General features: G+C 36.8%; 22 protein-coding genes. 21 read left to right on the plus strand and 1 reads right to left on the minus strand.

Annotated features, from left to right (window positions below; genetic code table 11):
* The first annotated feature begins 2 nt into the window (after positions 1-2).
* The 12 genes from KHM83_RS10420 (at position 3) to KHM83_RS10475 (ending at position 13037) form a co-directional block, all read left to right on the plus strand.
* Positions 3-506, plus strand: a complete 504-nt coding sequence (locus tag KHM83_RS10420; protein WP_213236955.1) for a gamma-glutamylcyclotransferase family protein — start codon at positions 3-5, stop codon at positions 504-506.
* A 6-nt stretch (positions 507-512) separates the two neighbouring features.
* Positions 513-1592 carry a M23 family metallopeptidase gene (locus tag KHM83_RS10425; RefSeq protein ID WP_213236956.1) on the plus strand — a complete coding sequence of 360 codons (1080 nt, stop codon included), beginning with the start codon at positions 513-515 and terminating at the stop codon, positions 1590-1592.
* A gap of 15 nt (positions 1593-1607) precedes the next feature.
* On the plus strand, positions 1608-2183 hold the full coding sequence (locus tag KHM83_RS10430; protein ID WP_213236957.1) for a DUF6329 domain-containing protein: 576 nt from the start codon (positions 1608-1610) through the stop codon (positions 2181-2183).
* A gap of 11 nt (positions 2184-2194) precedes the next feature.
* Positions 2195-2575, plus strand: coding sequence for a DUF3846 domain-containing protein (locus tag KHM83_RS10435; RefSeq protein ID WP_343213141.1), 381 nt, complete (start codon positions 2195-2197; stop codon positions 2573-2575).
* Positions 2576-2587: 12 nt separating this feature from the next.
* Entirely contained in the window at positions 2588-2986 is a 399-nt protein-coding gene (locus KHM83_RS10440; RefSeq protein ID WP_213236958.1) for a DUF6103 family protein, read from the plus strand.
* Between the two features lie 63 nt (positions 2987-3049).
* On the plus strand, positions 3050-3310 hold the full coding sequence (locus tag KHM83_RS10445) for a DUF6103 family protein (RefSeq protein WP_213236959.1): 261 nt from the start codon (positions 3050-3052) through the stop codon (positions 3308-3310).
* A 399-nt stretch (positions 3311-3709) separates the two neighbouring features.
* Entirely contained in the window at positions 3710-4132 is a 423-nt protein-coding gene (locus tag KHM83_RS10450) for a hypothetical protein (RefSeq protein ID WP_246543023.1), read from the plus strand.
* Between the two features lie 21 nt (positions 4133-4153).
* Positions 4154-6826, plus strand: a complete 2673-nt coding sequence (gene mobP3 / locus KHM83_RS10455) for a MobP3 family relaxase (protein ID WP_213236960.1) — start codon at positions 4154-4156, stop codon at positions 6824-6826.
* A gap of 137 nt (positions 6827-6963) precedes the next feature.
* Entirely contained in the window at positions 6964-9213 is a 2250-nt protein-coding gene (locus KHM83_RS19960; RefSeq protein ID WP_213236961.1) for an AAA family ATPase, read from the plus strand.
* 249 nt (positions 9214-9462) lie between these two features.
* On the plus strand, positions 9463-10866 hold the full coding sequence (locus KHM83_RS10465; RefSeq protein WP_213236962.1) for a DUF3991 and toprim domain-containing protein: 1404 nt from the start codon (positions 9463-9465) through the stop codon (positions 10864-10866).
* A gap of 55 nt (positions 10867-10921) precedes the next feature.
* Positions 10922-12769, plus strand: coding sequence for a VirD4-like conjugal transfer protein, CD1115 family (locus tag KHM83_RS10470; RefSeq protein ID WP_213236963.1), 1848 nt, complete (start codon positions 10922-10924; stop codon positions 12767-12769).
* 13 nt (positions 12770-12782) lie between these two features.
* Positions 12783-13037 (plus strand): helix-turn-helix domain-containing protein, encoded by a 255-nt coding sequence (locus KHM83_RS10475; protein WP_213236964.1) that lies wholly within the window; start codon positions 12783-12785, stop codon positions 13035-13037.
* 275 nt (positions 13038-13312) lie between these two features.
* Here the strand turns inward: KHM83_RS10475 and KHM83_RS10480 are convergent, their stop codons facing one another.
* Positions 13313-13885 (minus strand): TetR/AcrR family transcriptional regulator, encoded by a 573-nt coding sequence (locus KHM83_RS10480; RefSeq protein ID WP_213236965.1) that lies wholly within the window; start codon positions 13883-13885, stop codon positions 13313-13315.
* 141 nt (positions 13886-14026) lie between these two features.
* On the opposite strand from KHM83_RS10480, the gene KHM83_RS10485 reads away from it, so the two are divergent.
* From KHM83_RS10485 to ytvI, 9 genes are all read left to right on the plus strand, one after another.
* Positions 14027-14527, plus strand: a complete 501-nt coding sequence (locus KHM83_RS10485; RefSeq protein WP_246543024.1) for an HD domain-containing protein — start codon at positions 14027-14029, stop codon at positions 14525-14527.
* Positions 14514-15305: a putative ABC transporter permease gene (locus KHM83_RS10490; protein ID WP_213236967.1), complete on the plus strand. Its 792-nt coding sequence runs from the start codon at positions 14514-14516 to the stop codon at positions 15303-15305. Before KHM83_RS10485 ends, KHM83_RS10490 begins: the two co-directional genes overlap by 14 nt.
* 69 nt (positions 15306-15374) lie before the next feature.
* Complete coding sequence (gene uppS, locus KHM83_RS10495; RefSeq protein WP_213236968.1) at positions 15375-16088, plus strand: polyprenyl diphosphate synthase; 714 nt, start codon at positions 15375-15377, stop codon at positions 16086-16088.
* A 136-nt stretch (positions 16089-16224) separates the two neighbouring features.
* The gene (locus KHM83_RS10500) at positions 16225-17136 is read left to right on the plus strand and encodes a YegS/Rv2252/BmrU family lipid kinase (RefSeq protein WP_213236969.1); all 912 of its coding nucleotides are present in this window, start codon (positions 16225-16227) and stop codon (positions 17134-17136) included.
* Positions 17137-17236: 100 nt separating this feature from the next.
* Positions 17237-18124: a patatin-like phospholipase family protein gene (locus KHM83_RS10505; protein ID WP_213236970.1), complete on the plus strand. Its 888-nt coding sequence runs from the start codon at positions 17237-17239 to the stop codon at positions 18122-18124.
* A 60-nt stretch (positions 18125-18184) separates the two neighbouring features.
* Positions 18185-19543, plus strand: a complete 1359-nt coding sequence (locus KHM83_RS10510; RefSeq protein WP_213236971.1) for a radical SAM protein — start codon at positions 18185-18187, stop codon at positions 19541-19543.
* Positions 19534-20415 (plus strand): DegV family protein, encoded by an 882-nt coding sequence (locus KHM83_RS10515; protein ID WP_213236972.1) that lies wholly within the window; start codon positions 19534-19536, stop codon positions 20413-20415. Before KHM83_RS10510 ends, KHM83_RS10515 begins: the two co-directional genes overlap by 10 nt.
* 1060 nt (positions 20416-21475) lie before the next feature.
* Entirely contained in the window at positions 21476-21646 is a 171-nt protein-coding gene (locus tag KHM83_RS20025) for a 3-oxoacyl-[acyl-carrier-protein] synthase III C-terminal domain-containing protein (RefSeq protein WP_425513873.1), read from the plus strand.
* A gap of 190 nt (positions 21647-21836) precedes the next feature.
* The gene (gene ytvI, locus KHM83_RS10520; RefSeq protein WP_213236973.1) at positions 21837-22907 is read left to right on the plus strand and encodes a sporulation integral membrane protein YtvI; all 1071 of its coding nucleotides are present in this window, start codon (positions 21837-21839) and stop codon (positions 22905-22907) included.
* Positions 22908-23017 lie beyond the last annotated feature (110 nt).

A 23017-nucleotide genomic window follows, 5' to 3' on the forward strand; every position in this document is an offset into this window, starting at 1 on the left:
AAATGCAGAAAGAAAAACTATATATCGCCTATGGCAGCAATATGAATTTGCCCCAAATGAAACAACGTTGTCCCACTGCAAAACAAGTGGGAACAACTGAAATCAAAGATTATGAACTCCTTTTCAGAGGGTCTAAAACAGGTGCTTATGCAACAATAGAACCGAAGGAAGGTAGTTCTGTTCCTGCTATGATTTGGTCTGTGGGTCCAAAGGACGAAATTGCACTAGACCGATATGAAGGATATCCGAGGTTTTATGACAAGGAAACTGTGGAACTTGAGGTAGATGGTGAGTCTGTGTCGGCTTTTGTATATGTAATGACAGAAGGGCATTTGCTTGGCATTCCGTCTGATTTTTATTTAAAAACAATTGAAGAAGGCTATCGGACTGCAGGTTTTGATACGGAAATTCTAGAACGGGCAGTCGAGTATACCAAAGAACGAATGGAATCAGAGCAAGTTGAAGACTACGAACAAGATAATATGTATGGACTCGGGTGGTGGTGATAAAAAATGGCGGATCCGGTTTTAGTGGCTAGAGCTGTGGCAATGGCCCTTAGTGATGAAAGAATTAGAAAAAGTATTGGGTGGACAATAGTCGCCGTACTGTCTCCAATCATTGTGTTAATCGCTATCCTTTGCGGGATGCTTTCAGGAACTGCAAATCATAACAATGCAGCACTAGAACTGTGCTTTCATGGAGGTGCTATAGCGGGTAATGTACCAGCAGAGTACCGCGAGCACATTGAGAATATGCGAAGTAGCTTTGCTGTTCTTGACGATGCGATCAAAGAGGTAAACTCAAATATAGAAGGAGGAGATAGTCTGGATTCAACACGGATCAAGGCTATTTTTTATTCTCTGTATTTCGGCGCCGAGCAGCCATCCCAGGTAAATAGCAAAGCGTTTGTTGATAGTTTTGTAACTTATGAAGAACGCACAAGGTCGGTGATTGGTGAAGACGGAACAACTCATACTGAAGTTTATACCGTTACAGTTCCAATAAAAGACCATCCTACCATCTATAAAAATATAGATAAGAAATTGGGCATTACCGTCACAAGTGAAAATAAAGCAAACGCAACAGAAATCTATTATCGGATTTTATACGGAAAACCTGCGCCTACTTACGGCAGTGAGTTTGATGATTTTATTAATGGAATTGCAGTTTCGCCTGAGCCTTTCATTGGTGAGGATGGGTTTTGTTCACCTGTCGGCGCTAATTGGAGGAGTGCTGTGACAAGCGAATTTGGATATCGAGCGGATCCCTTTACCAAAAAGAAAAGAGGGCATGGCGGTATAGATTTGGGGATGCCCAAAGGAACGCCTGTTTACTCGGCTCTAAGCGGTACTGTCATGTTGGTGAGGTACTCAACCTCTGGATATGGCTATCATGTCGTTGTTGATCATGGTGGTGGCGTTATCACTTTGTACGGACATTGCTCGAAAATACTTGTTAGTGAGGGAGAACCAGTAACTGTAGGTCAAGAGATTGCCAAGGTCGGCTCTACTGGAAGAAGTACAGGAAACCATCTACATTTTGAAATCAGAGTGGGCGGTGAAAAACAAAATCCAAGAAATTACTTACCCTAGAAAGGACGTGGAGAAATGCTAAAAACAAATGCTATATTTTTTAGAAAAGTGAGTGAACTAGAAACACAGCCATGTGTAATTGAAGCTATACAGTTGATGAACCAAAGTGAATATGATGAGCTTTCAAAAGGACTGCTAAGGGACAGGTCTTTTATTTCAGATAAAAAAGAAGATATGTTCACAAACCCGTCTGGACAAACACACTGTCTGCTTGCACTGAATGAAGAAAGTGGTGATGGCATTTTGATTGATAGCAGCGGCTATAACTATGCAAGATACATCAGTTTCATGCCTAATATTAAGGCGTACATTGATCAGCAAATCTCTCAAGTAGCAGATCAAATCCTACAGGAGGCTGCCGAAAATACATCGAATGGTAGTTGGATTGTGTACTTTGAGGAAATCGCTGAACAGCACAGCCTTAATGTGAAACCGAATAACGGAATCGGGACTTTGCTTGTGAACGAGCTTCAGGGCAGAGAAGAAATGGCGGAAATTAACTTGGAGGAGGATTGCCTTGATATGACGCTTTACCTCGACTTCTGCAAAAATATCAATCCATCTGAGCTAGAACAAAATATGGGAATGTAGGGAGGACTACGATGATGAAAAACGAAAATACGATTAAGGTACTGAAAATTGAACCCGGGAAAATGCCTTATGAAAAAGAAATGGTCAATGACCTTGAAGGGATTCAAGCTGAAGTAGAGGGTATGTTTGAATGTGTTTATCTGGATAACAACTGCATTGCTGTTGTGAATGAAGAAGGAAAATTGAATGGAATGGAGTTGAATCGAAGGATTGGTAATGACATTATTGCCGGTCCTTTTTTCATTTGTGGCGATAGCGATGATGGTGAATTTATTTCATTAACAGATGAGCAGATGGAGGTGTTCGCTAGTGAATTTAAGGATGCCCCTGTATTTTCTGGTGATGAGCCAGAGGCTCAACCGAGAATGATCGTTACTAGTTTCAACTATTAGGAGGCGCAAATCATGAGTATAACAACAGAAAAAACAACGCTTCAGGTGAGCTTTCCAAAAGAAAAGTTGGAGGCGCTCAAGTTTTATATGGACGAAAAGGACACCACAGTTGAGAAAGAACTGCAGGGCCATATCAAAAGTATTTATGAAAAATATGTTCCGGCAGCAACAAGAAGATACCTAGATCGAAACGATCCTGCTGAAGGTCTACAAACTGAAGTAAGGGTTGAAGCAGAGGAACAACCGCAAGAAATAACTGCGCCAATGCCTTCTACACGTGGCAGAAGACGTAACGCCAGAGAACAAAATGAGGAAACTGTGGAAGTAAATCAATTGGTTGAATCCGAGAGTGCTGATGAAAATCAGGAGCAAGGTGAAGAACAATCACAAGAGATGAGCATGTCGATGTAGGCTTTTCTCATCTTAACATTGTGCATTAGAGCTATGAAAAATCATATTTGGAGGATGACGATTATGAAAAAAGAAACAATTTCAATCAGCCTTGAGGCTGAAAAACTGAGAGCGATTAAGAAGTATATGGAGAAAAAAGAGGCCGATCTGCAGGCAGAGATGGCGGATCAGCTACAAAAGCTTTACGAGAAATACGTGCCGGCCAATGTCAGAGAGTACATTGACGAACGAGAAGAGGACGAAATCGCACCAGAAAAGACAAAAAAGGCAATCAAAACAACTACTCAGCCGAAATCCATTCCAACATCTCATGAAGGGCAGTAGTAAATCGGGTTTTTGAGCCATTATTTGCCCCTGTGTACGATTATTTAGCATGGAGTGGAGTAACACTACCCCCTGCTAATATTTGAGCGAAATTTGAGCCGAGTTTGGCAAAATAAAATCTGGCATATAATCAGAAATCAAAGTCGAAATTAGGGGTTAATCGTGCCTGATTCTAATTATTATTCTGGTGCAGGATAAAGAGAGGTGGTCGCAAAGCGCCACCTCTCGCCCACTTCGCCCGGCAGTGCCGAGCGTTCAAAGATTTCGGGTAGGTGGTCAGAATCGCTCAAATGGGACAAACAGGTGGTCGGATGGGGAAAGAATGCCCATATTGCAGGGCCTTTCAGGTGGTCAATAGGGTGGACATAGGTAAATAAAGGCGATTTGGAGGTGGTGTGATTGAGTCAATTGCAGAATAAAGCCAAGAGCAGAACGGCAGTGTGGCTTTATCCTGAGACAATGAAGCGCATGGATGAAATGCTGGAAAAAGATAACGTGAAAAATCGGAGTGAGTTTATCGAAAAGGCTTTGCAGTTCTATATGAGCTACCTTAACAGTGAAGGTGCAACGGAATACTTGTCCAAGGTAATCGTCGCAGCAATGCAGGGGCTACTTAGAGAAACAGAAAGCAGGCACTCTGGGAATCTTTTTAGGTTATCTGTTGAGATGTCCATGATGATGAACATTCTTGCAGCAGGGCTTGAGATCAGTGATGAAGATTTAAGAAAACTCCGTGGCCGGTGTGTTAACGAAGTGAAAAAGACAAAGGGAAAAATCAGTATAGAGGAAGCGTTGAAGTTTCAACATGGAATTGAAGAATAATACATGAAGGGAAGGTGACCAATGCCAAGGATCGTTTTAAAATGCCCATATTTAAAAGGGGGCACAAAAAAGTCGGCTGCTCATCTTTCCAATCTTGTAACCTACATGGCGACTCGATGCGGTGTTGAAAAGTTACCAAAGGAAAGGAGCAGTCTTCCTTCAACATTGAAACAGGGGGATTTGATTCAGCAGATTATTAATGAATTCCCTGAAGCCAAGAAACTATTTGAGTATGAAGATTACATTGAAAGCAAGACAGTAGAAAACGCATCTGAGTTTATCACGATGGCTCTTGAGCAAAACATGGATATAATCGGTCAGCGAGAAAATTACGTGGATTATATCGCCAACCGTCCAAGGGTACAGCGAATGGGGACTCACGGTTTATTCACTGGTGGAGATGATGAAATTGCCCTTAGCAGAATTGCAGAAGAAGTGGGTAATCATCCGGGTAACATATGGATTCCTATTATTTCACTTAGAAGAGAAGATGCGATTCGAACTGGATTTGATAAAGTCAAAGCCTGGCATAATATGCTTTCCTATTTCACCCCGGAAATTGCGGAGGCGATGAAAATACCGATTCAGAATTTTAGATGGTATGCAGCATTTCATAATGAAAGCCATCATCCTCATGTCCATATGGTCTGTTACTCGACAGATCCCAATGAAGGATTTCTTACGAAAAAGGGCATTGAGCAAATGAAGTCTGGACTTGTAAAAAACATCTTCAAAGGTGAAGTACAAGAGATATATGCTCAGCAAACGGAGAGAAGGGATCAGCTAAAATGTGAGAGTAACGAAGCACTGCTTAAACTGATCGGTGAAATGAAAACAGGACATGCTCAGAATCCCAAAATCGAAGCGCTATTCTTGGAGCTATCAGAAAAGCTAAAGCATTCTAGCGGTAAGAAAGTCTACGGTTACTTGCAGCCAAGCTTAAAAAAGCTTGTTGATGAATTGATTGACGAACTTTCAAAAGAAGACATTGTGGCTAAAGCATATGAGCTATGGTATGAGATGCGAGAAGAGGTATTCCATAGTTACATGGATGAGATCCCAAACCGGCTTCCACTTTCAGAGCAAAAGGAATTCAAAGCCATCAAGAATATGATCATTGCTGAGGCAAATCAGTTTTCGTTTGAGTCATTTGAGCTTGAGGAGATAACTGCAATTGAAGAGTCATTCAATGATGAAATTCCAGGGCCTCATGGTTATGAAGTAGGTGGAGAGTTCAATGGCTTTGACTATGAGCAGGGTGAAGTGCAGAGTGGAAATGTTTTGAATGAAAACGATCAAGACTTTTATGTGGACTGGACCGATGCATATAAAATGGCTCGGAAACTTTTAGTTAGAACAGAAGACATTCCACAAGATTTTAAGATGGCACGAATTAGACTAGAGCAAGAAGCAGAAATTGGAAATGTGCTTGCGATTTATGACTTAGGAAGAATCTATTCTTTGGGTCTTGGTTTGGAGAAGAATTCGGACACTGCAGATGAATACTATGTAAAAGCTTTTACCGGATTTCAACAAGTAGAATCGAGCAAGGCATGGAAGTACACAGAGTACCGCATTGGCAAAATGCATGCAGCAGGACAGGGTACAGACCAAGATTATCAAAAGGCAGCAGAATGGTTTCAGTTATCAGCAGAGAAAAAATACAAGTATGCGCAGTATTCACTTGGAGCACTTTATAATCGAGGACAAGGCGTCGATCAAGATTTTAATAAAGCTTTTGAATTGTATCTGAAGTCCGCAAAGCAAGGATTTCCATATTCGAAATTTGAAGTGGCCAAGATGTACCGGGATGGCATTGGAACTGACAAAGATGAAACAAAATCGAGACAGTATTTTCAAAGAGCTTTTAAAGGGTTCGAAAGCTTAGAGGAAACTAGCAAGGATGATAAAATCCAGTACCGGCTGGGGTGGATGCTTCAAAACGGCGTTGGAGCAGAGCGAGATCTAATACGGGCGAAAGATTACTATCTGAAATCAACAAAAATGGGTAATGTCTACTCAAGCTTCGCATTAGCCAAGATTGTACTTAAAGAAGAAAATCCTGAACCAGATGAATTAAAAAAGGTGATGGAGTTTCTACAATCAGTGGCTGACAGTGATGATGTTTCATTGAAAGATATCAAGAACCCAACAGCCTATTCACTGGGGAAGCTTTTTCTTGAAGGTAAGGTTGTAGCTAAAAATATAGCACAAGCGATTCATTACCTTGATACATCGAATGAGTATGGCAACCCGTGGGCGAGTTATCAGCTTGGAAAATTGTATTTGCAAGGAAAGGAGATGCCCAAAAACATTGAAAAAGCGATTCAATATCTAACGAGCTCTGCGGAAACGGGCAATTCATTCTCACAGTATCTTTTAGGGAAGAACTATTTGCTTGGAAAAGATGTGCCAAAGGATAAAGAACAAGCAATCAAATGGCTGAGGCTATCTGCAGAGCAGGGCAATGAGTATGCAAAGTTCTTTCTTGATAATATTGATAAGTTCGGAGATCCATCTGTAGCCCTTGTTGTATCTCGTTTGCTGAAACATATGAGTAAGATATTCGAAGAAACTAGGATGCCATATAGAAACCCAAACGGTATGAAAATTGACAGCAAGCTACTCAGAAAGCTGAAAGAGAAAAAGGCTGCTCAGGGCCACAAAGGTGATGACCTTAAGTTCGATTTGTAAAAAAATGCTATATCGATACACAATAGTAATTTGAACTATGTTAGAATATTACTATAACTTTATAATCATTTTAGAAAATGCTAATAGAAGTTTAATTTTTAAATGAGTAGTATTTCATCACAAAGGGGGAGATAAAAGTGCCAGAAACGATAGTGTTCAGCAAAATTAGAAATGGTGGAATTTTTGAGGACGAGTTTAATGATTTGATAACGCATGGAAATGCTGAGATTGAGTTTAAGATGCAAAGCCAGTCTAGTGGCGGAATTGCAGTGCTTTATGCACCAAATGGAACTGGGAAAACTAGTTTAAGCGAAGTTCTTGCATCTGAAAACTATTCTGAAGATAAGCACTTTATTGGAGAGTATAACGGAACTTCAATACAGTGCAGTAATAATATGTTTCATGTCATTAAAGATCATATTAACCGTAATGTCATCCCGGGAGATACATCGGATTACTTAATCGGTGCCGACATAAGAAGAGAATATGAACTTAAGAAAAAAATAGCAGATGGTTTTACAAAGGCATTTGCTGAATTACCAAAGACAATTAAGAGTGATTATAAGGTAACGAAAGTTGGAGATTATCTTCTAAATAGGATTGTAAACGCTGATGCATTAAGATATATCAAAGATATTATTCCTACTAGAAGTCGAGGGAGAAATATTAATAAGGAAGAGTTTATCAATTTTATTTCTTCTACAGTGCCTTCTCTGATACCAGAAACTCTAAATGAAGAAAAATATCAATTTGTCATTGATGATTGTGGCGATAAGAAACTAATCGAGACGATTATGAGTATTTCTTTGGATGATATAGTTACTAACGCAGAAATTGCAATAATTGAGCAGAATGATGATGCTATTGGCGTAATAAAAAAATATAGTAGTATGCAATCGTGTATAGTTTGTGATAATGACGAGTTTGACGCTTCAACTTTGCTTGAACGTAAAGAAGGGAATCGAAGGCGCATATACGAAAATTTAGACACTAAAACAAAAGAACTTCTTGATAAAGTAATCAATGAACCCTCATTAAAAGTTACTGATCCATTTGATATTAGGGCAAAATTGATTATGTTTATTTCTAATGGTGAAATTGAATCCATACATGGGCTAAAAGAAGAAATTGAATTATATACTTCATTCGCGGCTAACAAGATAATAAACACCTTACTTAGTTGCTTTGAAGGGACTACAATGATTCAAGACTTTGCAACATATTCAACTCTATTAGAGTCACAGCCTCAAATTGATAGTGAAGAATTGCTATTTATTCAAGAAATAATTAGTGAAAATATAGGCCCAGAAATAACAATTGTTAGAGATGAAGAAAATGATAAAAACTTCAAGCTCATGTTAGGCGGACAAGAGTTTTTGGGTGTAGATAGGAATAAACTTCATCTAAGTACGGGGGAACAAAATTTCATTTCTTTAGCTTTTGAGTTACTGCTTGCGAGAAGAACTACTAAAGAATTTGTTGTAATGGATGATCCTATATCAAGTTTTGATTCGGTGTATAAAAATAAAATCGCATTTTGCATTGTCAAGTTTTTGGAGCACAAGAAGCAGATAATTCTTACTCACAATACAGATTTAATACGTTTATTGGATGTGCAACAGAATGGCTGTTTTAACCTTTACATTATTAGGAATACGTCTGGAGGCAATAATGGGTTTATCAAGGTGAACACAGAGGAAAAGGATATACTGATTAACCTAAATAAACTGGTTAAGTTATTCCAAAACAATAATAATGTGTTGAGTAATCATATTTTGGATGAAAAGATGTTTTTAATGTCGATGATTCCTTTTATGAGAGGATACTCACATATTAGTAAAGATGGAGATGCTATCTATACTAGTCTTTCAAGTATTATGCATGGCTATGAGTCCTCAAGTGTTGATATAACGGATTTTTATAAAAAGCTTTTCGGCTATCAATTTGCTAATACGCATGTTATCTCAGTAGATGATATATTGTCATTAGATTGTACTGATATAAATATTGTTGACAGTGAACAATACCCTTTGTTGGCGGAAACACTTAGGCAGACACTAATCTACTATTATTTAAGAATGAGAGTTGAAAAGGAACTTGTTGAAATTTTCAATGTTACAATAAATCCCAATCGCCCTTTGATGCTAAATCAAATTATTCGTAAAGCATTGCATTATAACCAAGGCGATCAGGATGAAGAATCGAAACGAAACTTTAAAGTATTCTTTACATCTAGAAAAACCCTTCTAAATGAATTTAACCATTTTGAAGGGAATATGAATATTTTCCAGCCTGCTATTGATATTGCTCCTACAGTATTAAGAAGAGAAGTGACAGCGATAGAAGAGAAACTTTTACAAATTAGGATGCAGTATAGGCCAAATTAGTCGTTTAACCTAAACTTGCACATAAAATAAAATCTAAATGACAGTCTTTCGATAATGAGGGACTGTTTTTTGTTTACAGTGATGAATATTTGAAAAGGAGATTCCAAATGAAGAAAGACTTTATCTTTAAGATAAATTCAATCTATAGAAATTTTGAAAAGCTAAACATCAATTCCTACATGAAATGCCGTCCAGTAAAAAGGACGGCGTTTCATCGTATAGGAACCAGAAGACAATAGGCGGTGCATTATGGGGACATACATTCATTTTACCGACGATCAAAAGCAAAGAGCCAATAGCGTAGATCTTGTTGAATTTTTAAAAATGCAAGGTGAGACACTTTTGTCTTCCGGAAGAGAGAAGCGCCTTGAAAGTAACCACAGTGTAACTGTGCGAGGGAATGAGTGGTTTGATCATGCAACTAAGGAAGGTGGACTTGCGATAGATTTCGTTCAATATTTCTATGGGCATACATTTCCTGATGCGGTTACAATGCTTCTTAACGGCGAGCAATGCATTCCGTACATCAAGGCAAAAAATTATCAAGAGACTAAAAAACCATTTAAACTTCCGCCGTGCAATAATGACATGCGAAGATTATTTGCATATTTAACCAAGCATAGATTAATAGATCCTGAAGTGGTGAGTTTCTTTGTCAAAGAAAGGCTTATTTATGAAAGCAAGGAGCTGACTGCTGATGAATCAAAGGAATATCATAATGCCGTGTTTGTGGGCTATGATGAAAATGGTGTTTCAAAGCATGCTCATAAGAGAGGGCTCTACTCGGAAGGAAAAGGCTACAAGGGGAATATCGACAGTAGCAATCCATGTTATAGTTTTCATCACATCGGAAACAGCAATCGCGTATATGTGTTTGAGGCTCCTATTGATCTACTGTCATTTATCACAATGCATAAAGAATCGGGCTGGAGAAAACATAGCTACCTTGCACTTTGTGGTTTATCAGAACAGGCACTTTTCAAAACCCTTGAGAGTAATGCAGAATTAACGCATGTTGTTTTGTGCTTGGATCATGATGCGGCTGGGATTGAAGCTTGCGAGAAAATTGAAGACATGCTTGCTGAGAAAAATAAAAGTTGTAGCAAATTACAGCCTTGTTTCAAGGATTGGAATGAAGACTTAAGAGCTAAACAGAACTTAGTTGCGATTCCGTCTGAGGAGCACCCACAACATCGAATGAAAAATGATCTGTGCGAAGAAATACTGATTCTCATGAAAGATATGGGATCGATGAATCTAGGGTATTCCGATGGTGAAGATATACTGAAGCAAGCTCAAGTAAAAAATGAAAATCAAGCTGAAGCCATGAAGTTGGCATCAGCTGTTTTTTTATGTCTAGCATTGAAAGAACATCGGCGATTAGGTCATCAGATGACGGCAGAAGAAATCGTTCAAAGTATGAGTGAGCAGTTTCGTGCATATCAAAATCGGAGCCGATGGGATCCTACATTCTCTGAAGTATCCGATGAGTTTTCTAGAATAAAAATGAATGCAGAACCCATTGATGAAACAGAAGTATTGAGCTATGTCATTAGATTTCAGAAAGTTGCTTTAGCCCTTCTGAAATCTACGATTAAGCGAGAACTTCTTGTGCAAAAGCAGATACAGACTCAATCACTTAATATGGCATGAAATTATGAGGTGTGGGAGAAATCTCATGCCTCATTTTTATGAAAGGATGTGAAAAATGAATTCTCAATTATACATGTTAATAGCTGCTGCAGCCGTTATGTTCTCTGTTATCGGTGGACTGTCCTTACTAGCCCATTACTATACTTTAAATGGTATCAAATCCAAAACCGTTGGGGATGGACAGCATGGTGTTGCAAGATTTGCAACGAAAAAGGAAATTGAAAGCACTTATCATCATATACCATTCAAGGTTAAAGAGTGGCGACAAGGTATCAACCTACCAATTGATGAAAAAGGCAATCCGATGCAAGGACTAATAATTGGATGCAAAGAATCAAATAACATGGTGACAGGTCTTGTGGATCCTGGAGATGTCCACTGTTTAATGATTGGTGCGGCAGGTGTTGGTAAGACGGCATATTTTCTATATCCGAATCTAGAATATGCCTGTGCTAGTGGAATGTCATTCATTACAACTGATACCAAGGGTGACCTCGCAAGAAATTATGGGATAATAGCTAAGGAGAGTTACGGCTATAATATTGCGGTCATTGACTTGCGTAATCCAACCAGAAGTGATGGGAATAACTTGCTCCATCTAGTCAACAAATACATGGATTATTATCGGGAAGATAACTGCAATTACTCAGCGAAAGCAAAGGCGGAGAAATATGCAAAGATCATTTCCAAAACGATTATCTCGACCGATGGAAACAATGCTGCAATGGGGCAGAATGCTTTCTTCTATGATGCAGCAGAAGGGCTCCTCACATCTGTAATTCTACTAATTGCAGAATTTCTCCCACCAACAATTGAGGACGGCAAAAATGTCGACAAGCGGCACATCATTTCAGTCTTCAAAATGGTGCAAGACCTTATGGCACCGAGCAAGATCAAAGGGAAAAGTCAATTTCAACTTTTAATGGATAAGCTGCCACCAAACCATAAGGCAAAGTGGTTCGCTGGAGCAGCCCTTAATTCGGCTGAACAAGCTATGGCATCTGTGCTCTCAACGGTACTATCAAGGCTAAATGCATTTCTGGATTCTGAGATGGAGCAGATCCTTTGTTTTGATACAGCAATTGATGCGGAAACTTTCTGTAACGAGAAATCAGCAATCTTTCTCATTCTCCCGGAGGAAGATAATACAAAGTACTTTATGGTGTCGCTATTCTTACAACAATTTTACCGAGAGATGCTTACTGTTGCAGATGAAAACGGTGGTAAGCTCCCAAATAGAGTAATGATATACGCAGATGAAATCGGAACAATTCCAAAGATTGAGTCTTTTGAAATGATGTTATCTGCTGGTCGTTCGAGAAGGATATCCGTGATTCCAATTATACAATCATTCGCTCAGCTTGATAGAAATTATGGAAAAGAAGGAAGTCAAATTATTACAGACAACTGTCAGCTTACTATTTTCGGAGGATTTGCGCCAAACTCTGAAACGGCACAGGTGCTCTCTAAGGCTTTGGGCAGCAGAACGGTGATGAGTGGAAGTATTAGTCGAGGTAAAAATGATCCATCTCAAAGTCTACAGATGATAGAAAGACCGCTACTTACAGCGGATGAATTAAAAGCATTACCCAAAGGAAACTTTGTTGTTATGAAAACAGGTGTGCATCCAATGAAAACAAAGCTAAGGCTCTTCTTGGACTGGGGAATTACATTTGAAAAGATATATGAAACTGAGGAGAAGTCCCATCGTAAAGTTCACTACGCTAATAAAGAGGAGCTTGAAGAAAACATCATAAGGCATACGATGGCATTGGATGTTGATGACGAGGTAGATAATAATGAGAATCCTGAAACTGCTAAGCGAGGTGGGACACTTCATTATCCTGTGATGGATCCAAGCGATGAATTTGCTGTGAAGAGAAAATCAATTATTAGAACATAGGGAGGTGAAACCGTTGAGCTTCTTCGGGAATTTATACAGAGAAGAAATATCCTCTCGAGCCAAAGCAGTATATATGTATTTGAAAGACAGAAGCAATGCAGAAGGCGAATGTTGGCCAGCCATAAAAACCATTGCCAGAGATACATCAATGTCTGTCAGTACGGTAAAACGAGCTCTAGATGATTTGTTGAAGTGTGGATTACTTCGAAAGGAATGCCGTTATAGGGAGAATGGCAGCAATTCTTCAAATCGATATTTTTTAAAATAGAAATATGAAAGTCCACGAAAAATCTACAGTTTTCCGCCAAGGGGAAGATATGCCTTTTTCGTGGACTGAGGTGGGGTTCATGATGGACTACCCAGAAGGAGTCACTTTAAGAATTAAACTAAAATCAGAAAAAGAAGAAAATATAGTGAAAGTATGTATTGGGCTTTTAAGTTTGCTTTGGAACTCGGAATGAGCATAGGTGCAAAGTTTCATTCAAAACCTCAGATAATACTTAATTACGATTATTAGATAATTTGTCACTCAACTTCAAATAATTATTCTTTTTGAAGTAATTTCTGAAATCCGTAGAATGAGGCAGTGCTCAAAATATTAACAACTTCCGTTTCAGTAAGGTTCACTCCGTTTTTTAAATACTTTAAATAAGCTGCGATTAGTCCTGCAACGTAAAACTCTACATATAGTTCAAGTTCATCCTTTTGTATATTCAAACCTTCAAACATGGATTCTATTGCAACGCTTTTTGCTATATCTTTGATTTCTTCCCAGAAAAAAGCATAAGAAGGCATTTTGGCAATTTGTCGATATAGATCAATATCACGTTGAATCAATACATTGAGTGATTCGAATAAAGCAAAAACATCAAAAGATCTATCAAAAAAATCATTCTTTTCTAGTATCAAAACAAAATCATTAATGAGACTTTTATAAAATTCATCCATGATTGCTTCTGGAGAATCATAGTGGAGGTAAAAGGTTTTTCGGTCAATATTGGCGCGCTTAGCGATGTTTGTAACAGTAATTTTTTGTGATTTATTTTCTTTAAGCATTGAGAAAAAAGCTTCTCGAATTGCCGCTTTTGTCTTTGTAATTCTTCTATCTTGAGTCATAAAAACCCCACTTTCATCGAATGTGTAGATTATTCTACAGTAGTCGATACACTGGCAATTGAATACCTCTCTATAGACTATTATAATGCACATATATAGAAAAATCAACAGATGAGGAATAAAAGGAGGTGCTTGTTAAATATGGATTTAAAAGAATGTGTACTAATTATTGAGAGGGACATCAAACAGATGTGTGAAGATTCACGGTTCTCACAAACGATTAAATATAGGCAACATGGAAGTGTAAATATATATGAACACAGTATTGCTGTAGCATATGCGAGTTGTTGGATTTCATGTAAATTCAATTTTAAGGTAGATTATGATTCACTGATTAGAGGTGCTCTGCTACACGATTACTTTTTATACGATTGGCATGATAAAAATAATGGATATCGACTGCATGGCTTTTTCCATCCTCGAAAAGCTTTGAAGAATGCTTTAGAGGATTTTGAACTGACAGCAAAAGAGGAAAATATTATACTTCGACATATGTTTCCGCTAACACTTATTCCACCATATTATCTAGAGAGTTGGATTATATGTGCTGCCGATAAATTCTGCGCTCTAAGAGAAACTTTATCTATGGAAGATATAAAGCTAAAAAAAGGGATTGGAGCTCATTTGTATGATTTTAAGTGAATTATTTCTTTGGTTCTTTTTCTATAGCATATTAGGATGGCTTTATGAATCTCTTTTCTGCTCGATTTTTGGAGAGCGACGATTTATAAACCGTGGATTTTTACTTGGGCCATATTGCCCTATATATGGAACTGGTGCAATTTTGTGTTGGATAGTGTTAAAGAACAATACTAATATTTTTGAGGTTTTTGTAATTGCAGCGGTTTTATGCAGTATCGTAGAATATACTACCTCTTACTGCATGGAGAAAATTTTTCATGCTAGATGGTGGGATTATAGCAATATGCCTTTTCAGCTACATGGAAGGATTTGCTTATATGGAGGTATTATTTTTGGTAGCGGTGTTGTAATTATCAGATTTTTAGTGCAACCCAATATTATGAAGTTTACCGCTCTTATAAATGAAAGCTTGCTAAACGGATTAGCACTTGGTCTTTTGATTATCATAGGGATTGACACTGTTATTACAATCGGTAACTGGAAAGGACTTAATAAACATCTGAGCATACTCCATAATGCAATTTATGATAAAGCTGATGGAACATTTTCTAAGCTCACTGATCAGTTTTGGAGTATACCAGTTTCATCTGTCATTGAAAAAGGTCATGGGCTTTTTATCAGAGTCCAAAACATTAATGTAAAATTTGAATCAAATGAATTGCGGTTTTTTAAAGCATTCCCAAACATCCAGATTCTTGGTTATGAAGAAATACTCAAACGGTTGCAGATAAAAGAAAAGATTAAAAAACTTTCTGCAAAGAAAAAGATAGAAGACTAGATGAATCAACTGTTATCTGGGTAGAGAATGTGTTTCAGAATAAATAATAGGATAAGGTGATAATAAAATATGGATCAGAGTAGTATACCTAACCATTTGGCGATTATTGTTGATGGAAACAGAAGATGGGCGAGAAAACGCAACATGCCTGCCTTTATGGGGCATAAGCATGGATTTGAACGTATGGAAAACGTGATTGAGTATGCAGTAAATTTAGGCGTTTCGTATATAAGTCTCTTCGTATTTTCGACTGAGAATTTTAACAGAGATGATAAAGAAATTGATTACTTGATGGATCTTTTTTGTAAGAATTTTTCTAAGCTGGGTCTAAAAATGAAAAAAGAGAACATTAAAGCTGTTTTTTCCGGAAGAAGAGATGGACTTGTTCCTTACGTAATTGATGCCATGGATTATTTATCATCTGAAACACAAGATTGTACAGCATCAACTGTTAATTTCTGTCTTAATTATGGAGGAAAAGCAGAAATTGTCGATGCTTGCAAAGAAATTGCTGTTGAAGTAAATAATAAAGCTTTGCTTATAGAAGATATCAATGAGACAATTTTTACCCGATACCTTTATACCGATTTACCGCCGATAGATTTACTGATACGCACAAGCGGAGAAGTTCGTATCAGTAATTTTATGCTGTGGCAGCTTGCTTATTCAGAAATGTATTTTATCGACGTTCTTTTCCCTGATTTTGATGAGAACTGTTTTAATGAAGCGCTCAGTGCTTATCAATGTCGAAGTCGTCGTTTTGGAGGAGATTCTCACAAATAAAGGGAATGTTTACAATAAATATCTTAGATTCACTAAAATTTTACTTGATAGGTGACGAGTATGCTAAAGAACTAATATGCGCAAAAGATGATGTTTTATTATTACAATATTAGAAGAATTAGAAAGGGAGTGAAAAATGATCAAAAAGAATAAAGTCCTTTTGTTTTATAATCCTAATTCAGGAAATGGAATGTTCAAAAATCACTTGGATTTGATAATTGAAAGGTTTCAAAAAAAACGGATAATGGTAATTCTTATACGTGCAGACTACAAGGAAATATTCAATGAAGTATTTAAGACATTGGATCAGAATGAGTACAAAAAAATCATTGTTGCAGGCGGTGACGGAACAATTAATATTCTTATCAATGCCATGATCAGCAACAATATCAACCTGCCACTGGCAATTTTTCCAGTGGGGACAGCTAATGACTTTGCATATTGTTTTGACATACCTAACGATATCGATGGGATGTTGAATATCGCATTAGAGGAGTACTACATCAACGCTGATATCGGTAAGATGAACAATAAATATTTCGTCAATGTTGCATCAATGGGCTTTCTTATAGATGTCAGCCAGAAGACGGATCCTATTATTAAAAATACTATAGGTATTTTATCTTATTATCTAAAAGGAGTATCAGAAATTCCAAATATGCGACCGATTTCGATTAAGATTACAAGCGAAGAGTATTCTTCCAAAGATAGAGTATTCTTCATCCTTGTGATGAATGGGCGTTCAGCGGGAGGATTCAAGAGAATCGCACCTTTAGCTGAGATCAACGACGGACTACTTGATGTGATTATTTTTAAAGAAATGCCCATTATAGATCTTGCTCCTCTTCTGATCAAAGTTATGACTGGTCAGCATACAGAAAATAAAAATGTTGTTTTTTTTCACACACAAAAACTGCTCATCGAATCAGACAATCAAATCGGTACAGATATAGATGGTGAAAAAGGTGAGGAGCTTCCTCTCAATATTGAAGTTATATCGAGTAAAATAAAAGTTAACACGAAACTTGCAACATATTTGAGTAATTAAAAAGGAAGGAGTGATTTATTTTGGAAAGAGAAATTCGTGATGGCTTTTTAAATAAAAAATTCAGCATTTTAAATCAGATCAGACTGATTGTGGAAGTGAAATGAAAGAAGATGGAATTGAATTAAACAATATAGGTTTAGTCATAGAAGGTGGTGCTCTTAGAGGCATATTTACGGCTGGAGTATTAGACTTTTTTATAGAAAAAGGGCTGAAATTTCCTTATATAGTTGGGGTTTCCGCAGGAGCTTGTAATTTGTTGGGATATGCAGCACAACAAATTGGCTATACAAAAAACTGCATGATACAAAGAGATGCTAAAGATCAGTATCTTGGTATAAATCAACTGTTACAAACAAAATCCTTAATAAACCTTGACCGGATTTTTTATGAGTACCCGTATAGTCAGCTCCCCTTTAATTTCAGAGCATTTTTTAATTCCGGAATTACAACAGAATTTGTAGTAACGAATTGCAATACAGGAAAGCCGGAATATCTTCATGAGAACAGTGATGAGCATCGGCTTTCCACTTTGGGCAAAGCTTCAGCTAGTGTACCGCTTTTTTCCAAAATGGTAGAACTAGATGATAATAAATATTTGGATGGAGGATTGGCAGACTCCATACCTATCAAGCGTGCAATGAAACAGGGTTTTTTCAAAAATGTGGTTATTTTAACCCGTAGTAGGGGCAATGTTCCAACAATGAATTCATATCTAAAGGTATTGTATCAAACATTTTATAAGGAATTTCCACAATTAATTGAAACTATTTTAAATCGCCCGGCAATGTATAGACAGCAGCTTGCGCTATTAGATAGTCTTCAAGAAGAAGGAAAAGTATTTGTGATACGACCCTCAGTACCTGAGATCAAACGTTTTGAAACAGATTCGGACAAGTTGGAAGCTTATTACCAACACGGCAGATTAACTGCAAAATTGTGTTGGAAAGAATTGCAAGCTTTCATGTTTAATTCTGTTCAATCTCCCTAAGTTATGAAAATGGAATTCAAATAGGTTGGATAAAAGTTTATTTTGTAAGGAGAATTTAAGATGAATTTAAGTGATAAAGCAAAGACTTTTGGTTTTGAACAAGCGATTAAATATCTGGAAAAGGATCCGGAAACAAATATACCTAAACTTGCGGGTTTAGTGAATCATATCTTAAAAAAAGAAGAATTTGTAGAGCAGCGCAAGGCTGTTATGAATGCAATTGAAAAAAAAGACAATTGGTATCAGTTAATGTTGAAAATTTATGAGCTGGACGCTGATACAAGAAGTACATTTTTCCGCAATTTTATAATGAATGAGAATATTTTTGGCTGGCCAGAACAGGAGAAAAATCGCGAAAAATATGGCTGTAATATTCCTTGGGCTATTCTATTGGATCCTACGTCTGCATGCAATCTGAAATGCACTGGATGTTGGGCGGCAGAATATGGGCATAAACTCAATCTTTCTTATGAGGATATGGATTCAATAATTGAGCAGGGCAAAGCGTTGGGTACTTATCTATATATTTATACCGGTGGAGAACCTTTGGTAAGAAAACAAGACTTAATTCGTTTATGCGAAAAACATTCTGACTGTATGTTCTTGTGTTTTACAAACTCTACTTTGATTGATGAAAACTTTTGCAAGGAAATGTTGCGTGTAAAAAATTTTATACCTTCGATCAGTTTAGAAGGTTTTGAAGAAGCAAACGATAGTCGCAGAGGAAAAGGCGTTTATTCAAAAGCGATGGATGCTATGCAATTGCTTAAAGACAACAAGCTACCGTTTGGAGTTTCTGTTTGTTATACCAGTGTTAACTGGAATGATGTTACCAGTGTAGAATTCTATGACATGATCATAAATATGGGAGCACTTTTTGTATGGTTTTTTCATTATATGCCTGTGGGAACTGGAGCTGTTCCTGAACTGATGGTAAACCCTGAACAGCGTATAGAGTTATATAAGCGTATAAGAGAATTCCGAAAAACAAAAGCCATCTTTGCTATAGACTTCCAAAACGATGCTCAATATGTTGGGGGATGCATTGCTGGTGGAAGAAGATATCTTCATATAAATGCTGCAGGAGATGTTGATCCTTGTGTATTTATCCATTACTCAAATGCAAATATTCATGATTGTACTTTGCTGGAGGCACTACAATCTCCTATTTTTATGGCTTATCATAATGGCCAGCCATTCAATGATAATATGTTGCGCCCTTGTCCGATGTTAGAAAATCCTGAAATCTTATGTGAAATGGTTAAAAAGACAGGGGCACATTCAACTGACCCTCAATCGCCGGAAAGTGTAGAAGAACTTTGTGCTAGGACAGTTAAATATGCTGAACAGTGGGAACCCGAGGCAGACCAGCTTTGGTATAAAGGTGATTTCTGTAAGGGGTGTTCAAAATGTGTGTAAAAGGCGGTGATGAGATTTCCTATCAGATTATTACTGATGCTACTGCAGATATGGATTGGAAACTATGGGATGTATACGTAATTCCGATGGAAGTGCGACTCAATCAGATTCCTTATTTGTATGGACCTGATGGAACAATTAGTGTACATGATTTCTATGAGTTACAGAAAACAGGAGCTGATACAAGTACATCGCAAATCCCTCCTGCTGTGTTTAACAGTGTATTTGAAAAAATTTTGTTACAGGGGAAGGACATTTTATATTTAGGTTTCTCCTCAAGCATGTCAGGAACTTTTCAGAGTGCCTGTTTAAGCGCTAAAGAATTGAGTGCGCAATACACAGAAAGACGCATTATTTGTATTGACACGCTTGCCGCTTCTGTGATGGAGGGTTTTCTTGTATATGAGGCTTATAGAAAAAAAGCAGAAGGAATGACATTGGAAAACCTTGCAAATTGGGTGACGGAAAAGCGAAAACAGACTTGTTGCTGGTTTATAGTCGATGATTTAAGTACACTGAAACGGGGAGGTCGTATATCAACTGCTAATGCTATTGTTGGTACAGCTCTTCAGATCAAACCAATTTTAGAAATAAATGAGAACGGTAATTTGCAAATGATTGATAAAAAACGTGGAAGGAAGCAATCAATAAATGCTTTAATAAGCTGCTTTCGATTGAAAAGAAAGAAATCTTCTGATGAGATTGTTATCATTGGACATGGTAATTGCCTAAAAGATGCAGAAACACTTAGAAATGCTATTTATGAACTTTCTCCAGAAACTAAAATTATTATAACCCCTGTTGGTCCAGTCATAGGAGCTCATACAGGTGCTGGAATGTTAACAATTGCCTTTAATTGTTTAAAGAGTTAGAGTTGTTGTTTTCATTTTTGAAAATTATTTACTAAAGAATCCTGCTACCTGCCCTAAATCGATGGATAGCAGGATTTTATAGATTAAGACAAACTAGTATATCAAATCCAAGCAATAAAAAATGTTTGTGATTGTTCCAATTCTCAAGAAAGTCAGGCATGGTGATAGCAAGTGCTGTCATTTATCTCAATATAATAAAAAATGAACCTAAAATGAATAGATAATTAGACTTGAATAAACGTTAGTGCAGCTTAAATTATAACTGTACATAATCTTTTAATGTAATGCCATTTAGAATCAGTTTTTTTAGTGTTCTGCTGTTAAGAAATTTATTAAAACACACAAGGAGACGATTTGAAAGAACAAATTAAAATTCCTGGTAATTGGTAATGTGTGCCAACAAATATCTTTACTCATTGACGACATGGCAAGATTATTAACAAAACGGTGATGTGACAAAGAATAGGGCGATGATATCAGAAAGAAGGATATCACTTTGGGGAATATTTCTGATATTGCGGTTACGTTGAGGCTACACTGAGAACTTTAACGGTTGAAAAAATTTCAGCTGAGGATATAATCCTCAATTTCCTTGCAATATATACTCCGTATGCTTTAGTACCTATCATAGTAAGTATAGTGCAAATCAGTATTGGCGCAATGAATACAACATGTTTCGATTTTTCACCGCATACACAGGATTCATTTACACACTCTTGACATGTCTACTCAGTATAGCAAATTGGAATGTCAAACTGAGTTCTTGTCATAGGTACAGATAATCAGTTAAAAATTCTGAATCGGGATGACACGGTTACTAGAGCATTTTTAGAGCTAATGTCCTTGTACCAATATAAAGGCACTCTTGCATATAAGTTATAGCGGTTCTAAAACTATGGAATAGATTTTATCAGTTGAGGTCGTTCCATAAAGTTACCCATTCATGGAAGGACAACTAATCAACATTCAACTAGGCAAACAGCACCAAAAAGATGGATAAAATAGAGATATTCAAGGTTGTAGTGAGCATAATGAATAATCCATAGATGAGCTTACTAAAATTTTCAGGCTCAGATTAGATGAAATAAAACATGTAAACCCTCATCACTTCAACTATAGGATATTTGACTCAACAGCCAATAGTCTGAGAGTAGACATTAATAAATTTTCCATGAATATTGAAGAGTACAGAAAAGTGTTCGAAGTAAGTTTAAGCCATAGCTTTGGATGAACTTACCAAGAGTGTCAGACTTAAAAACGAAGATAAAGTGCTAAAAGATAGGCTTCGATGGAGGTTTCACTTACTTCAGTATAATCGTAAAGTGGCAGGAAAATAGGAATGATTTTGTTCTTATTTACTTGATTAATAAATCTTATATGAAAGCACTATAAAATAACCCTTGAGTAGATGGGAGATATATATGACGATAAGCCAAAAAAAAGATTTTATTATAAACATTGTGTATATTACATTTATCACCTTAATTATATATATTTTCCTTAAATATGTTCTTATTCTGGTCATGCCTTTTATTATAGGATATTTAATTGCAATCCTTATAAGACCGGCAATCAAATTTGTATCAGGCAAATTACATATTCCGCAAAAATTAGCTGCAGTTTTCTTGATTCTATTATCATACATCGGGATTGGTTTGTTTGTATCATTAGTAGGGGTTCGTTTTTTAGTTTTAATAAAGAGCATTATTGCTAGACTTCCAGAAATATATGCGCTTCAAATTGAACCTTCATTTAGTAATATTTTTGATAGTGTCGAAAAAGCTTCCTCTAAACTTGATCCAATGATGGTTCAAGTGATTCAAGATATGGCTGCTTCTATATCTCAATCATCAGGATTGGTTTTTAGTAAAGTCTCTTCAACAGTGATTGAGTTTATTTCTACTTCGGTATCATTTTTGCCTGGGCTATTTTTAGGAATCATATTTTCAGTCATTTCTTCTTTATATTTTTCAATAGATTACAATAAAATATTTATTTATATTTCTAATAAACTATTGCCTAAAAACTCTAGCTTTCTAGTCGAATTAAAAATATTGGTTACTGCAATTGGCTTTAAGTATGTGAAAGCATACGCAAAATTAATGGCAGTCACATTTGTTGAACTTTCGGTGGGTTTGCTTCTCCTGAGAGTGGAAGGGGCAATCATGGTTGCAGCATTTATTGCCATTATCGACTTTTTCCCAGTACTTGGAACAGGTGGAGTTATTATCCCCTGGGTTATTATTGAGTTAATACAGGGTAATTTTCCGATTGCTTTAGGACTGATTGCTTTATATATTACTATAACAATTGTTCGAAACTTATTAGAACCGAAGTTGATAGGATCGCAGATTGGATTGCATCCCCTTGTTATGCTGATTAGTATGTATGTTGGGGTCAAAATCTTTGGATTTGTTGGGCTTGTAGCGCTACCAATTACTATTGTTGTTATAAAGTATCTTTACGATAATAATAAAATTCATTTGTTGTAACAATATATAAATACGTTAGCACATTTATCTCTGCTTCAAAAAAACAGTGAGATGACAGTTTTTTAAGTAATTACGAACTGTAAGGCGATATTCTCAACAATAATTATAGA

Source organism: Fusibacter paucivorans, assembly GCF_018390735.1.
Taxonomy (GTDB): domain Bacteria; phylum Bacillota; class Clostridia; order Peptostreptococcales; family Acidaminobacteraceae; genus Fusibacter; species Fusibacter paucivorans.